At 67.8% G+C, this 13,810-nt stretch carries 11 protein-coding genes, 1 tRNA gene and 3 pseudogenes; 12 read left to right on the top strand and 3 right to left on the bottom strand.

Annotated features, from left to right (window positions below; translation table 11 throughout):
* Positions 1-76: 76 nt before the first annotated feature.
* Positions 77-539 (top strand): annotated as a pseudogene (locus tag ACZ7P3_RS23370) (tyrosine-type recombinase/integrase); the annotation flags it as partial.
* A 444-nt stretch (positions 540-983) separates the two neighbouring features.
* Here ACZ7P3_RS23370 and ACZ7P3_RS23365 read toward each other — a convergent pair.
* The gene (locus tag ACZ7P3_RS23365) at positions 984-1,739 is read right to left on the bottom strand and encodes a GntR family transcriptional regulator (RefSeq protein ID WP_472084633.1); all 756 of its coding nucleotides are present in this window, start codon (positions 1,737-1,739) and stop codon (positions 984-986) included.
* 79 nt (positions 1,740-1,818) lie between these two features.
* Between ACZ7P3_RS23365 and ACZ7P3_RS23360 the strand changes: the two genes are divergently transcribed.
* From ACZ7P3_RS23360 to ACZ7P3_RS23340, 5 genes and pseudogenes are all read left to right on the top strand, one after another.
* Complete coding sequence (locus ACZ7P3_RS23360) at positions 1,819-2,097, top strand: hypothetical protein (RefSeq protein WP_472084631.1); 279 nt, start codon at positions 1,819-1,821, stop codon at positions 2,095-2,097.
* A gap of 12 nt (positions 2,098-2,109) precedes the next feature.
* Complete coding sequence (locus ACZ7P3_RS23355; RefSeq protein ID WP_472084629.1) at positions 2,110-2,412, top strand: hypothetical protein; 303 nt, start codon at positions 2,110-2,112, stop codon at positions 2,410-2,412.
* 194 nt (positions 2,413-2,606) lie between these two features.
* Positions 2,607-3,473 (top strand): annotated as a pseudogene (locus tag ACZ7P3_RS23350) (tyrosine-type recombinase/integrase); the annotation flags it as partial.
* A 496-nt stretch (positions 3,474-3,969) separates the two neighbouring features.
* Positions 3,970-5,313: a hypothetical protein gene (locus tag ACZ7P3_RS23345; protein WP_472084627.1), complete on the top strand. Its 1,344-nt coding sequence runs from the start codon at positions 3,970-3,972 to the stop codon at positions 5,311-5,313.
* Between the two features lie 147 nt (positions 5,314-5,460).
* A pseudogene (locus ACZ7P3_RS23340) lies at positions 5,461-5,874 on the top strand (tyrosine-type recombinase/integrase); the annotation flags it as partial.
* 66 nt (positions 5,875-5,940) lie between these two features.
* Here the strand turns inward: ACZ7P3_RS23340 and ACZ7P3_RS23335 are convergent.
* Both ACZ7P3_RS23335 and ACZ7P3_RS23330 read right to left on the bottom strand, forming a co-directional pair.
* Positions 5,941-6,016, bottom strand: a tRNA-Arg gene (locus tag ACZ7P3_RS23335).
* A gap of 577 nt (positions 6,017-6,593) precedes the next feature.
* A complete protein-coding gene (locus ACZ7P3_RS23330) occupies positions 6,594-7,250 on the bottom strand; it encodes a ScbR family autoregulator-binding transcription factor (protein ID WP_472084626.1) in 657 nt (218 codons plus the stop codon).
* Positions 7,251-7,612: 362 nt separating this feature from the next.
* Here ACZ7P3_RS23330 and ACZ7P3_RS23325 point away from each other — a divergent pair, with 362 nt between their 5' ends.
* The 6 genes from ACZ7P3_RS23325 to ACZ7P3_RS23300 form a co-directional block, all read left to right on the top strand.
* Positions 7,613-8,569 (top strand): ParB/RepB/Spo0J family partition protein, encoded by a 957-nt coding sequence (locus tag ACZ7P3_RS23325; protein ID WP_472084624.1) that lies wholly within the window; start codon positions 7,613-7,615, stop codon positions 8,567-8,569.
* 302 nt (positions 8,570-8,871) lie between these two features.
* Positions 8,872-9,615: a thioesterase II family protein gene (locus ACZ7P3_RS23320; protein WP_472084622.1), complete on the top strand. Its 744-nt coding sequence runs from the start codon at positions 8,872-8,874 to the stop codon at positions 9,613-9,615.
* Between the two features lie 257 nt (positions 9,616-9,872).
* Positions 9,873-10,964, top strand: coding sequence for a pyruvate dehydrogenase (acetyl-transferring) E1 component subunit alpha (pdhA, locus tag ACZ7P3_RS23315; RefSeq protein WP_472085227.1), 1,092 nt, complete (start codon positions 9,873-9,875; stop codon positions 10,962-10,964).
* Position 10,965: 1 nt separating this feature from the next.
* Positions 10,966-11,940 carry an alpha-ketoacid dehydrogenase subunit beta gene (locus tag ACZ7P3_RS23310; RefSeq protein ID WP_472084620.1) on the top strand — a complete coding sequence of 325 codons (975 nt, stop codon included), beginning with the start codon at positions 10,966-10,968 and terminating at the stop codon, positions 11,938-11,940.
* A gap of 42 nt (positions 11,941-11,982) precedes the next feature.
* Positions 11,983-13,497, top strand: a complete 1,515-nt coding sequence (locus tag ACZ7P3_RS23305) for a dihydrolipoamide acetyltransferase family protein (protein WP_472085225.1) — start codon at positions 11,983-11,985, stop codon at positions 13,495-13,497.
* Positions 13,498-13,607: 110 nt separating this feature from the next.
* The coding region (locus tag ACZ7P3_RS23300) for a thiamine pyrophosphate-binding protein (protein ID WP_472084618.1) at positions 13,608-13,810 on the top strand (203 nt) is incomplete at its 3' end.

The raw sequence follows: 13,810 nt of genomic DNA, 5'->3' as shown, positions 1-13,810 counted from the left end.
ACCCGGGACCTCTTCGTCCCGGAGCAACTTGAGTAGGCGCTCCAACTTGAGCCAGGGCACCGCTCACCAGCTGCGTGACAACCGCGTTCTCTACGTCCGCCACCAGGTCCGGCGTCGCCGTGGCGTCCTGTACGACGACCCCAAGAGCCGCCGTCGCCGTGCTGTCCCGCTGCCCGCCCTCTGCATCGCGCCCCTGCGCCGGCAGCGCATGCGGCAGGCGGCTGCCCGAGCCAAGGCGGGGAGAAGTGGCAGGAGTCGGACTACGTCTTCGCCACCCGAAACGGCCGCCCCGTCGAGCCGCGACGCAACCGCTCCTTCACCCGAGTCGCCGATCCGCCGGCCTCCGCGTCATCCGGCTGCACGACGCCCGGCACGGCACCGCCACCCTCCTCACGGCGGCCGGGGCCGCGCCGCGCGTCGTGATGGAGATCCTGGGCCACTCCCAGACCAGCATCACCATGGACGTCTACACCCACGTCGTCCAGAACACCCAGCGCGAAGCCATGAGCCACATGGACCGGCTGCTGAGGAACGGAAGAGGCGCCCCGGTCGTGAGGACCGCCCGCGTTGATGTCAAAGGCCACCTAGGAACGTTCCTAGGTGGCCTTTTCCCTTGTGCCCCCGGCAGGATTCGAACCTGCGACACCCGCTTTAGGAGTTCGATCTACCCCCGCCCCTGGTGCCGTCGTCGGCTGGTCCGGCGGTCGCCCGAGGGTGCTGCCGTATGCCTTCGTCCGGCCCCGTTGATGTCAGCATTGGATGTCACCGAAACAGCCCCGGAACTGGGCAGACCTCCAACGGTTCCCCCGGCCGGTCCGCCCACTGCCACCACGTATGCCGATCGGCGCACCGCCACAACGACCGGCAGGTCCGCCGGCCATCGTCATCCCGCCTGGCGAGCACCAGACCGCCCGACCTCAGGGGCTGCTTGCACTCGGGACAGGACGGAGCGTCGTCGGCCATACGGCGAACCCTAGAGCGGGTTACCGGTTGATCGGGATCTCATAGACGATCTCGCAGTGAGCCGCAGGCACCACGATGTCCGCCGTCTCCACGGGTCGCCCCTGGTCGCTGTAGTACGTCCGCCGGATGTGCGTGACGAGCGCGGCCTTCTGGATGCCGAGTATCGACGCCTCCTCGGCGGTCGCCTGTCGCGGCTCGGGCTGCTCCACGGCGTGGCTGACGGTGACGCCGATCGCGGCCATGCGGTTCACGACGCCCGCCCCTGCGTGTGGGCCGCCCTCGGGCAGGACGACGAGAGTGCCGGCGGTGAGGTCGTACGGCTCCCAGCTCGTGGACAGCTGGACCGGCCTGCCGTCGGCGAGGAACTCGTACGTCGTCCGGACACACAGGTCGCCCTCGGTGATGCCCAGCCGCGCTGCGACTTCTGCTGGAGCCGGGACCTTGGCATCGGTCCGGCTCTCCCAATCGCCTTGCCTGCCTACGGCCTTCATATCCGCGCGGAACGGCGAACCGCTGGGCTGCTCCCGAGCCGATGACCGGACGACCCGGACTCGCTGCCGAGGCTCGGCGACGTACGTACCCGATCCGGCACGGCCCTCCAGCACGCCCTGAGAGATGAGCAGTTCCTGCGCCCGGCGGACCACGTTCTCGCCCACGCCGCACTCCTGGCCGATCTGGGTGCGGGAGGGCAGCCGGTCCCCCGGCTCCCACACGTGCTCCGCGATCCGCCGCCGGAGTTCGTCGGCGATGCGGAGGTAGGGCGGCTGCTCAGACATATGGAAAATCTAGTCCACTAGCTCTAGCCTAGTTAACTAGCTTCACTGAAAGTGACTGTCGGTTGACGGAGGCTGCCCTGTGCCCGCTTCGGGAGTTAGCGCGGCGGCCATCGCCGCCCGGCTGTCCGCCGTCGGGCTCGCCGCTCGGGTGGTGGAGCACGACCGGTACACGTCGGTCGAAGCGGAGGTACCGAAATCCCTCTCCGCGGAGTCCTGGCGGGAGGTCCTGGAAGTGGTGGCGGAAGCCGATCGGTTCGGGCTCCTCACCACCAGCCTGAACGGCCGCACCCTATGGGCGGTCGTACGCAAAGCGGTCCCCGCGACGGGCGATGTCGGGGGACCGGGCCATCAGCGATAGGAGCTGAGCAGCGTGCTCAACCGTATCCGCCGTGCCGCCGCACTCACCAGAGCGCGGCGATTTCCGAAGGGCAGGCACCGCCGCCCCTTACGGCCCGCCCAGTCGCAGACCGTCCCCACCACCCTTGACGCACCGACGGTCGCCCTGGGACGCACCTCCGACGGCCCGCCCCACCGAGACTCGCTCGCAGGTGAGGACAACGCACTCGTCCGCCCGTATGTGCTGGCGTGGGAGAGGCGCGTACGGACGCGCTCCGTGGTCGTCGCGCCCCACCTATCGGCCGAGGTCTGCGCGGCCTTCCTGGGGGTCCGCTGATGTCTCCGCGCCCACAGCCGCGCTTCACGGACGCCTCGGGCGTCTCCTACCGATCGACCGCCTGCCGGATCGGCACGCACCGCGCCTGCACAGAATCCTCCCCTGCCCCGGCGCCGGCCGCCCTCCCCCTGGTCTACGAGGCGTGCGACTGCCCGTGCCACACAGTGCCCGACCAGTCCACGCATGTGGAGGTCAAGTACGAAACGCACGTCCGGCTCTACCTGGTGCCGCTCCTCGGCTCCAAGCGGCTCGAATCCCTCGGCGTCGCTGACGTGCGGCGCTTCCTCGTCCGTCTGGAGAAGGAGACCACCACCGCAACCGCCAAGGAATCGCACCGAGTTCTGCGCTCCGCACTGTCCTCCGCCTGTCGCGAGGAACTGATCACGCGCAACGTCGCCAAACTGGTCGAGCCGCCCCGCACGGACACACCCGAGCTGCACCCCTGGACCCTGGACGAGACCCTGGACTTCCTCGCGGCCTCGCGCGAGGACCCGCTCTACGCGGCCTTCGTGCTCGCCATCGCCATGGGCCTACGCCGGGGAGAGATCGTCGGCTTGCGGTGGGCGGACGTCGACCTCGATAACCGTGTCCTCTACGTCCGTCACCAGGTCCAGCGTCGCCGTGGCGTCCTGTACGACGGCGATCCCAAGAGCCGCCGTCGCCGTGCCGTCCCGCTGCCCGCTCTCTGCCTCGCTCCCCTTCGCTGGCAGCGCATGCGGCAGGCAGAGACTCGCGCCAAGGCGGGGGAGAAGTGGCAGGACTCCGACTACGTCTTCACCACCCGGACCGGCCGCCCGGTCGAGCCGCGCAACCTCTACCGCTCCTTCACCCGCGTCGCCCAGTCCGCCGGCCTCCGCGTCATCCGGCTGCACGACGCTCGCCACGGCACCGCGACCCTCCTCACGGCGGCCGGGGTCGCGCCCCGTGTCGTGATGGAGATCCTCGGCCACTCCCAGATCAGCATCACCATGGACGTGTACACCCACGTCGTCCAGGACACCCAGCGCGAGGCCATGAGTCACATGGATCGGCTGCTTAAGAGGCGCCCCGGTCGCCAATGACCGTGCGTGTTGATGTCAAAGGCTCCGGATCAGGATCGGTCCGGGGCCTTTCTTCTTGTGCCCCGGCAGGATTCGCGATACTTGCTTGTGATCCGTATCGCTTGGCTGAGGCCAAAGTGGTCGCCTTACTGCAGTTAAGCTGCGCCGTCGCAGGTCGTTGCCGTGGCCATGTGGTACAGCGGAGGTCGGCTTAACAAATTGAGCCGGATGATTTTTCGGGGTTGCTTACTGGCGACTGAGAAGCACGGGCCAAGGTTGAACTTGCGATTGTCAAGGGGGCAACTAAAATTACCCGCTTGCCTGGGTGTAGATTGCGTCTTCGGGGCTGCGGAACTTTCATCGCTCGGTTTCGTAGCGATCGCATGCCGGACATGTAGGTCGAGGTAGGGTCTTGGGCTCCTCGGCCGGCTGCCGCAGCATCGGAGCGTGGTCCGCCGTCCCGTGTAGACGTATCCTGGGGAAGTAGAGGAGTCCGCGGCCTCACTCTGGAGACGCTATGTCAGTCTGGGCCGACTTCGGTTTTACCAGTTCTCCATACGCCATCGATCCGATCCCTGCCACCAGGCAAGGGGACCATTTGCTTGTCGGGCGCGATGCGGAGATCAGGAATCTGGTTTCTCGGCTCGAATCATCCGCACGACATCCCACTATCGAGGGACCGTTCGGTGTCGGGAAGACCAGCCTGATTCGAGTGGCTTGCTTCCGGATGCAACGATCGTTCAATGAGGGGAAAGCGAGCGTCAACTCCTTGATTCCGCTGAAAGAGCCCATTGAACTCTATCCGGATATAACGATTGAAAGGATCCAGCATAAACTGTTCTGTCAGGTCGCCGAGGCTTTTAGGCTGCACAAAGACAGGTTGGAGGCCACGGGTAGAAGGATCCCCAAGCAAAAGGATATTGAGCGCTGGCTGAACGATCCTGTTTTCAGCACGCGCGCACTTGGGGCAAATATGCCACTTGGGGGAGTGGCTGTAGGGAAGGGGAGCTCGCCAAATTCCGGTTCCGCCTACTCTGAATTCGGTTTTCCGAGGGCGATGAAAGCCTCCCTCGAAAGCTGCTTCCCTGAGCGTGGATACGGGGGATTTGTCGGCGTGATCGACAACATGGAACTCATGCGAACGTCTCAAAGAGTTCGAGACGTCCTCGACTATATGCGTGACAACATCCTGGCTCAAGAGGGGCTGCGGTGGATTTTGTGCGGAGCTCAAGGGGTCATCCGGTCCGCGGCCGCCACTCCCAGGCTTGGTGACACCCTGGGGCATCCGATTGAGGTGAATCCGATTGCAGATGAACTCACATCGGATGTCATAACTAGAAGGATCGACGCCTATAAAACCAGAGAAAATCCCGTTGTTCCGATAGGTCCGGATAATTTCTGGTACCTATACGACATCTTCAATCGAAATCTTCGCACCGCGCTAAAATTTGCTGAGGAGTTTTCTCTTTGGTTGCATGCTCAGCAGGTCGGAGGTCCAGGTAAGGGCGGGTATCAAGACCTTCTGGAGGTCTGGGTCGCGAACACTGCTGACCGTTACCGTGACGATGCGGGTGAATGGCTCGAAGAGCGGGATTGGGCGACTTTTGATGCTTTGTCTACAAGGGGAGGGACCTGTCGTCCCTGCCATGACTTCGGAGAGTTCGGATTTGAGTCGTCGAAGGCTATGCGATCGCCTATTCGGACGTTGAAAGATGCCAATCTCTTGACGTACGAGGCGGATGAGATGGATAAGCGGCGCAAGATTGCGTCGATGACGGCCGTAGGTTGGCTCGTGGCCTACGCGAGAGCGGGATATAACCTACCGGCAAGGCGTTCTTCTGTTCCTTCTGATTTCGGATAGCTGTAAGAGGTTGGGCTGCGGTAGAGGGGCTTTTGGCGGTGGCTTGCCAGCCCCTGATGCCTCGCCCTAGCGGAAAATGGCGGGCGTGCGCCGACAGCGCGAGGGGTCAAGAGACATGCGCCTGGATGACTGGCGAAGGTTTCGCCTGATTCTCGCCCGAGCCGACGACGTCCATCACTGTGCCTGGCACTGCAGACGTGTCGCGTTCTGCGTCGGCACCAGGCGGGGCAAGGAGTCCGCGCCGTGGCGGAGTGACAGCACTCCGACTGCGTCTTCACCAGAACCGTCGGTAAGGTCGAGCCGCGCAACCTCTACCGCTCTTTCACCCGCGTCGCCCAATCCGCCGGCCTCCGCCTCATCCGCCTGCACGACGCTCGCCACGGCACGGCCACGCTCCTTACGGCGGCCGGGGTCGCGCCCCGCGTCGTGATGGAGATCCTCGGCCACTCTCAGATCAGCATCACCATGGATGTGTACACCCACGTCGTCCAGGACACCCAGCGCGAGGCCATGAGCCACATGGACCGGCTACTGCGAAAGCGGCGCCCCGGTCGTGGCTGACCGCCCCCGTTGATCAAAAATGGATGTCAAAGGCCCCGGACCATGATCGGTCCGGGGCCTTTTGCCTGGTGCCCCCGGCAGGATTCGAACCTGCGACACCCGCTTTAGGAGAGCGGTGCTCTATCCCCTGAGCTACGAAGGCGGGGCCTGTGCGAAACCTTGGCCGAGGCTCGGTGGACGAGTCGTGGCCAGGTCTCTTGATCAAGCCCTGAGCGGCCTGAGGCAGGGTGATGAGGTGAGGAGGCGGGCTGAACCCGCGACGCACGCCACAAACGCCCGCCGGGACGCTCGATCCACAGCGTACCGGATCGAGGCTCGGGCGGGCGCTGCCGTACGGCTGTGGCCGCGGGGCCCTCGACGGCCATGGCTGACCCTCCTCCGGGTCGCCGCCGCATCGGCCTGCGCGACGGAGGCGGGGTCTACGCGATGGCAGCGGGTTTCGGCGGTCGTCACTTCCACGCTCCGGCCCGCCCGGCTCGCGGTCGCCATGTCCACGCTCCGGCCCGCCCGGCTCGCGGTCGCCATGTCCACGCTCCGGCCCGCCCGGCTCGCGGTCGTCACGTCCACGCCCTGGCCCGAGCGGCTCCCGTCTGCCGCCCGGTTCGCGTTCACCCTCCGGCCCCCGTCTCACCCTCCGGCCCCCGTTTCCACCGTCCGGCCCCCGTCTCACCGTCCGGCCCCCGTTCACCCACCCCCCGCAGCAGTCGGCTCCGATGCGGTCACGTGGTCTCGGGTGATGCGTACCAATGAGGAGGCAGGATCGCGTCGACCGTCTCCTGTACTCGTTCGATGAGGTCTGCGCGGTCGTTCAGCGCCCAGGAGATGTGCTGGGCACCGAAGAAGGACGCGACGAGCACCCGGGCCAGCCTCTCCGGGTCCACGTCCGCGGGGAGTTGGCCCAGCTGCTTCGCCTCCGTCAGTGACTCCTGGCAGTGCGCCGTGAAGTCGACGAACGGCCGGGTGGGCAGGCCGCTGGTGATCAGGTGGCGGTCCAGATGCAGTCGCACCGCGGCCTGGAACAGGGTGTCGTCGCGGAGGGTCACCGCCACGCGGTTCAGGAGCTTGACCGTGGCCTGCAGGGGAGGCAGTTTCAGGCGTTTCACGCCGGCGGACAGGGCGGCCAGGCGGGCGAAGTACTCCTCGGAGACCGCGACGGCGATGGCCTCCTTGTTCGCGTAGTGGAAGTACACGGCGCCCTTGGTCACCCCGGCCTGCTCGGCGATGTCGAGGAGCGTGACGTGGCCGAAGCCGTCCCGCGCGAAGACGACCGCCGCCGCCTCGAGGATCTGGACGCGGGTGCGGATCGACCGCTGCTGTTTGGGGCTCTGCCTGGCGGGGCGCTCCTCGCCGGAGGTTTTGGGCTCAAAGACGTGCACGTAGCGGCTCCAGCGTGATGTCAACGTCGGCTCGGTTGACACGCAAACCTACCACCGGGAACGTATTCGTCGCCTCCGCTTGTAACAGAACATGACTGGATCACGGCGTCTGAAGCATCTGAAGGTGGGGCTAAAAGGGCAAGTTGAGAGTCCTTCTGTGGTGTGACTGTCCGTCCTTCTAGGTACGCACCAATAAAAAACCGTTCGCGAAGGTACGAAAAAAGTCTATGCTGGGGGCACTAGATCAGCTCGAGATGTGGAGCATGATGAGTACCCAGAACGTCTTGGTGTTGCCTCAGCAGTCCACGGGGGTGGGCGAACCGCAGGCGTTGGGCGAAGGGCAGCAGCCCAGTCTCTCAGCGGTGACCAGGGTCCCGATCGACTGTCTGCTGCCTGCTGACTCACCGCGCACCGCCGGTGAGGACCACTCGCACGCACGTGTACTGGCTGATTCGGGAGCACTGCTCCCGCCGATCATCGTCCACCGGCCGACCATGCGGGTCGTGGACGGTATGCACCGGCTCATGGCGGCCGGTCTGCGCGGGGAGCGCGAGGTGCGGGTGCGGTTCTTCGACGGCGCCGAGCGCGACGCGTTCGTGATCGCCGTACGGGAGAACACCGCGCACGGACTGCCGCTCAGCGCACGCGACCGTGCCGCGGCCGCCGCCCGCATCCTTCGGATGCATCCGCACTGGTCCGATCCCGCCGTCGCGCTCGCGGCCGGGCTCTCCGCCCGTACGGTGGGGGAGATCCGGCGGGCGTCCCAGGGGGAGAGCGAAGTGCCCGCCGTGCGGCTGGGGCGCGACGGCCGGGTGCGGCCGTTGAACAGTGCCGACGGGCGGATCCGCGCCAGTCAGCTGATCAAGGAGATGCCGAACGCCTCGCTGCGGGCGATCGCCCAGCGGGCCGGCATCTCCCCGGGCACGGTCCGCGACGTACGCGACAGGATGAGCAGGGGCGAGGACCCGGTCCCGGCGTCGTTGCGGGCCCCGGTCGCCTCCGGAGGTGACCCCGTCGAGCCCCGGCCCGCGCAGGTGCGGCGGTTGGCCGCGGTGCGCACCCCGGTCGACGAGCAGGGGCTGCTGAGATCCCTCATGAAGGACCCCTCCCTCAGGCTGTCCGAGCGGGGGCGCTTCCTGCTGAGGCTGCTCGGCTCCCAGGTACTGCCCGACAGCCGGTGGACGGAGCTGAAGGAAGCCGTACCGGACCACGGCGCCGCGGTGATCAGTCAGCTGGCCCGCAAGTGCGCCACGGCCTGGACCGAGTTCGCCGACGATCTGGAACGAGTGGCGGCCGAGGCCGAGGCCGAGGGCGCGTAGGCGCGGGCGGTCGTGCGCGACCGCGAGACACCTGGACGGTCAACGGCGACCGTACGACCGCGGGGAGCGTACGGTACGGCCGTGTGCAGTACGGACGGGTCCTCGTCCCGTGCAGCAGCGGGGCGACAGCGGCTCCGCCGGCCGAGTGGCTGCGCTCGCGCCACATCGATGAGGTCGACGTGGCGCCGCTGCACGGACATGTGCAACCACGGGGGCTGTGCAACCACGGGGATTCGGTGGTTGCACAGCGCCGGAGGCTCCGGTCGGGGCCGTCCGGCGGACAAAGGGGAGGTGGCGACGCCTTGGAGGGACTCACCCTCTTCGGGTTTCACCATGCCGGCGGCAGCATCGCGGCGTTCTCCGGCTGGCAGCGTGCGCTGGGGCCGGAGGTCGAGGTGGTGCCGGTCGCTCTGCCGGGGCGGGGGCGGGACGGCCGCAGCCCCCGCTACCGCGATCTGGACTCATTGGCCGAGGCGCTGGCCCACGATCTCGGGCCCCGCCTTTCGGGGCGGCATGTGCTCTACGGCCACAGCATGGGCGCGCTGATCGCCTACCGGCTGGCCCGGCTGCGGGCCCGGCGGGCGCAGCGGCTTCCGGAACGGCTGCTGGTCGGGGCCTTCGGCGCGCCGCATCTGCGCCAGTCGGCCGGTGCTGCCGAGGACATGACCGACCCGGAACTGCTGCGCTGGCTGGTCGACACGTCCGACATCCACGCCGACCTCCTCGGCGGCACCGACCGTGTGGCCGTCATGCTCGCCCGGCTGCGGGAGGACCTGCGGATCTGCCGGCCCCTGCACCCGGCGGAGGGCACCGGCGTACCGCTGTCCTGCCCGATCGATGTCTTCACCGGCACCCGCGATCCCCTGGTGGACCGGACGGCCGCGGCGGGATGGAGCCGGCACACCAGCGCGGGCTGCACCGTCCATGTGATCCCGGGCGGCCATTTCTTCCCCCGCGAGTCCAAGGGGGCTTTCTTCGGCGAACTGCTCTCCTTGCTTCGCGGCGAGCCGGCGGAACAAGCCGGCCCGGCGAACCGGGGGGACTGACGGAATCGGCGGGGCCGGCGGGACCGACGTAACGGGGGCGTCGGCGAGGCCGGTGGGGCCGAACGGATCGGCGTACGAAGTGCTCGACCGCACGTCGGACCGGGTACGGAATGTGTATGGCCGGTCCATGCACAACCTGGTGTTCCCGGTGAAGGATCAGTAATACTTCCTGCGCGCGATTGAGTCGGCGTCCATGGGTGAATTCGAGTTACGATTCCAAGCAGTGGCGGGGGAGTGTCTTGGCTGCGCGAAAACGAATGAGGGACGGCCTTGAAGGGGAAGGCCCCGGGGAAATGGTGCAGTTGCTGACGCCGGATGGCGAACGCGTGCACCACCCGGACTACGACATCGAACCGACCCCTGAAGAACTCCGTGAGATGTACCGCCGGATGGTGCTGACCCGCCGGGTGGACGCCGAGGGGGTCACCCTGCAACGCCAGGGTGAACTGGGGCTCTGGCCCTCCTCGTTGGGGCAGGAGGCGGCCCAGGTCGGCTCGGCGCTGGCGATGCGCGCGGACGACCATGTCTTTCCGAGCTACCGTGATCACGGTGTCGCGCTCGCCCGGGAGGTCGATCCGCTGCACATCTTCCGACTGTTCAGGGGCGTGAGTCACGGCGGCTGGGACCCCGCGGAGAAGAACTTCCATCTCTATACGCTGGTCATCGGGTCGCAGGTGCTGCATGCGACCGGATATGCGATGGGCGTGGCCGACGACGGTGCCGATTCCGCTGTCATCGTGTATTTCGGCGACGGTGCGACCAGTCAGGGAGACGTGAGCGAGGCATTCAATTTCGCCGCCGTCTACGATGCGCCGGTCGTGTTTTTCTGCCAGAACAATCAGTGGGCTATTTCGCAGGGTGTGGAAAGGCAGAGCAAGGTGCCGATCCATCAGCGTGCCGCCGGATTCGGTTTTCACGGTGTCCGCGTCGACGGCAATGATGTGCTGGCCTGTCTGGCGGTGAGCCGGGCCGCCGTGGAGCGGGCCCGTCAGGACCGCGAGGCGACGTTGGTCGAGGCGTTCACCTACCGCATGGGCGCCCACACCACGTCGGACGATCCGACCCGCTACCGGCAGTCCGCCGAGCTGACGCAGTGGGCGCGGAAGGACCCGATCGCACGGCTGGAGACGTACCTCCTGAAGAACGGGTGGGCCGACGCCGGCTTCCTCGGCACGGTCGAGCAGGAGGGGGACCGGCTCGCCCACACCATCAGGGAGAGCGTCCGTTCCATGCCCGACCCCGGTCTCACGGAGTTCTTCGACACCACCTACGCCGGCGAGCACCAGCTGGTGACCGAGGAGCGGGAGTGGTTCAAGGAGTACGAGGCGTCGTTCACCGAGGGGAGCTGAGATGGCGGCACTGACCCTGGCGAAGGCCATCAACGCGGCGTTGCGCAAGGCCATGGAGGACGACCCCAAGGTCGTGCTGATGGGCGAGGACATCGGAAAGCTCGGCGGCGTCTTCCGGGTCACCGACGGTCTGCAGAAGGACTTCGGGGAACACCGGGTGAAGGACACCCCGCTCGCCGAGTCCGGCATCGTCGGCACGGCGATCGGACTCGCACTGCGCGGCTACCGCCCCGTGGTGGAGATCCAGTTCGACGGCTTCGTCTTCCCCGCGTACGACCAGATCGTCACCCAGCTCGCCAAGATGCGGGCCCGCTCCGGCGGTCGCACAGGGCTGCCGGTCGTCATCCGGATTCCGTTCGGCGGCGGCATCGGCGCGGTCGAGCACCACAGTGAGTCGCCCGAGGCGCTGTTCGCGCATGTCGCGGGGCTGCGGGTGGTGTCGCCGTCCAACCCCGGCGATGCGTACACGATGCTCCGGCAGGCCATCGCGGGGGACGACCCGGTGATCTACCTCGAGCCCAAACGCCGTTACTACGACAAGGGCGAGGTGGACCCGGCGGCGGCACCGTACCCGCTGCACTCCGCACGCGTGGTGCGCCCCGGGCACGATGCGACGGTCCTCGCCTACGGGCCGACCGTGCGTACCGCGCTGGAGGCGGCGGCCGTGGCCGACGAGGAGGGCACCAGCCTGGAGGTCGTCGACCTGCGCTCCGTCTCGCCGGTCGACTTCGACACGATCGAGGCCTCGGTACGCAGGACCGGCCGCCTGGTGGTGGTGCACGAGGCGCCCGTGTTCTTCGGGACCGGCGCGGAGATCGCCGCGCGCATCACGGAACGCTGCTTCCACCGGCTGGAGGCACCGGTCCTGCGCGTGGGCGGATTCCACATGCCGTACCCACCCTCACGTGCCGAGCACGCCTACCTGCCCGACCTGGACCGAATTCTGGATGCTGTCGAGCGCGTCCTGGCCTATTGAGACGAGGATCCCGTGGAAGTACAGCGTTTCCGTGAGTTCAAGATGCCCGATGTGGGCGAGGGCCTGAGCGAGGCCGACATACTCCAGTGGTACGTGAAGCCCGGCGACCCGGTCCATGACGGCATGATCGTGTGCGAGGTGGAGACCGCCAAGGCCGCGGTGGAACTGCCCATCCCCTACGACGGGTCGGTGCACGAGATCCGGTGCCCCGCCGGGACCACGGTCGACATCGGAGCGGTCATCATCACCGTCGACACCGCCCCGGCCGGCGTGCCCGGTGAGGCAGCGCCCGTGGCCCCGTCGGTGTCCGGTGTCGAGTCCCCGCCCGTCCCCGGGCAAAAGTCCCAGCAGGAGCCCCAGCAGGAGCCCCGGCAGGAGCCCCGGCGGGAGTCCCAGCAGGAGCCCCAGCAGGCCCTGCTCGTCGGTTACGGCGTCATGCACGGCTCGACCAAGCGCCGCCCGCGCAAGCCACGGGCCGAGCGGACCACGCGCAGCGAGACCGCCCGCGGCGAGGCCGCCCGCGGCGAGGCCGCCCTCAGTGAGACGGCGCACCGCGAGACCACTCCCGCGCAGGCGAAGCCCCCGGTCCGTAAGCTCGCCCGGGACCTCGGCGTCGACCTGGATCGCCTGGCACCCTCCGGCCCGGGCGGCGTGATCACCCGTGAGGACGTCCACGCCGCGGCCCGTACCGAGCCGTCGGTCGGTACCGAATCGCAGGCTCGCATCGAAGCACCGGTGCGCACCGGTTCGTCGGCCTCTACCCGACCGTCGGCCCCTGCCCGACCGCCGGCCTCTACCCGACCGCCGGTCCGTGACGAACGGCCCGTCCGCGCCGAGTCGGCCCGGACGCCCGCGTCCGACGAGCGCCGTGTGCCCATCAAGGGGGTGCGGAAGGCGACCGCCGAGGCGATGGTGGCGAGCGCGTTCACGGCGCCGCACGTCACCGAGTTCAGCACGGTCGATGTCACGCGCACGGTGAAGCTCGTGCAACAGCTCAAGGAGGACGCCGACTTCGCCGGGCTGCGGGTGACCCCGCTGCTCCTGGTGGCCAGGGCGTTTCTCGCCGCGGTGCGGCGGTTCCCCGAGATCAACGCCTCCTGGGACGAAGCCGCACAGGAGATCGTCATCAAGGAGCGGATCCATCTGGGCATCGCGGCGGCCACGCCGCGCGGTCTGCTCGTCCCCAACATCAAGGACGCGCACACCAGGACGCTGCCGCAACTCGCTCAGGCGCTGGGCGACCTGGTCACCACGGCGCGGGCCGGCCGGACCACCCCTGCGGACCTGTCCGGCGGCACGGTGACCATCACGAATCTCGGGGTCTTCGGCGTCGACACGGGAACCCCGATCCTCAACCCGGGGGAGGCGGCCATCCTCGCCGTCGGCGCGATCAAGCCCCTGCCCTGGGTCCACAAGGGCAAGGTGAGGCCGCGTCAGATCCTGACCCTGGCCCTCTCCTTCGACCACCGCCTGGTCGACGGGGAACTCGGCTCCAAGGTTCTCGCCGCGACCGCGGAGATCCTGGAGCGACCCAAGCGACTGATCACATGGGCATAGCGATGACCGAACTCATGACGGGTGGGACGAGCGGCCCCGCGACGGGTGCGGCGGCCGAACTCGCGACAGGGGGGACGACCGAACTCGTGACAGGTGCGAGGAGCGAACTCATGACGGGTGCGCAGTCCCTCATCCGCTCCCTCGAGGAGGTCGGCGCTGAGACGGTGTTCGGTATCCCGGGTGGTGCGATCCTGCCGGCGTACGACCCGTTGATGGATTCCAGCCGGGTGCGTCATGTGCTGGTGCGTCATGAGCAGGGTGCCGGTCATGCGGCCACCGGTTATGCGCAGGCGACCGGCAGGGTCGGTGTGTG

It is taken from the genome of Streptomyces sp. NPDC107581, assembly GCF_055657175.1.
This window is presented reverse-complemented; position numbering and strand designations above follow the sequence as displayed.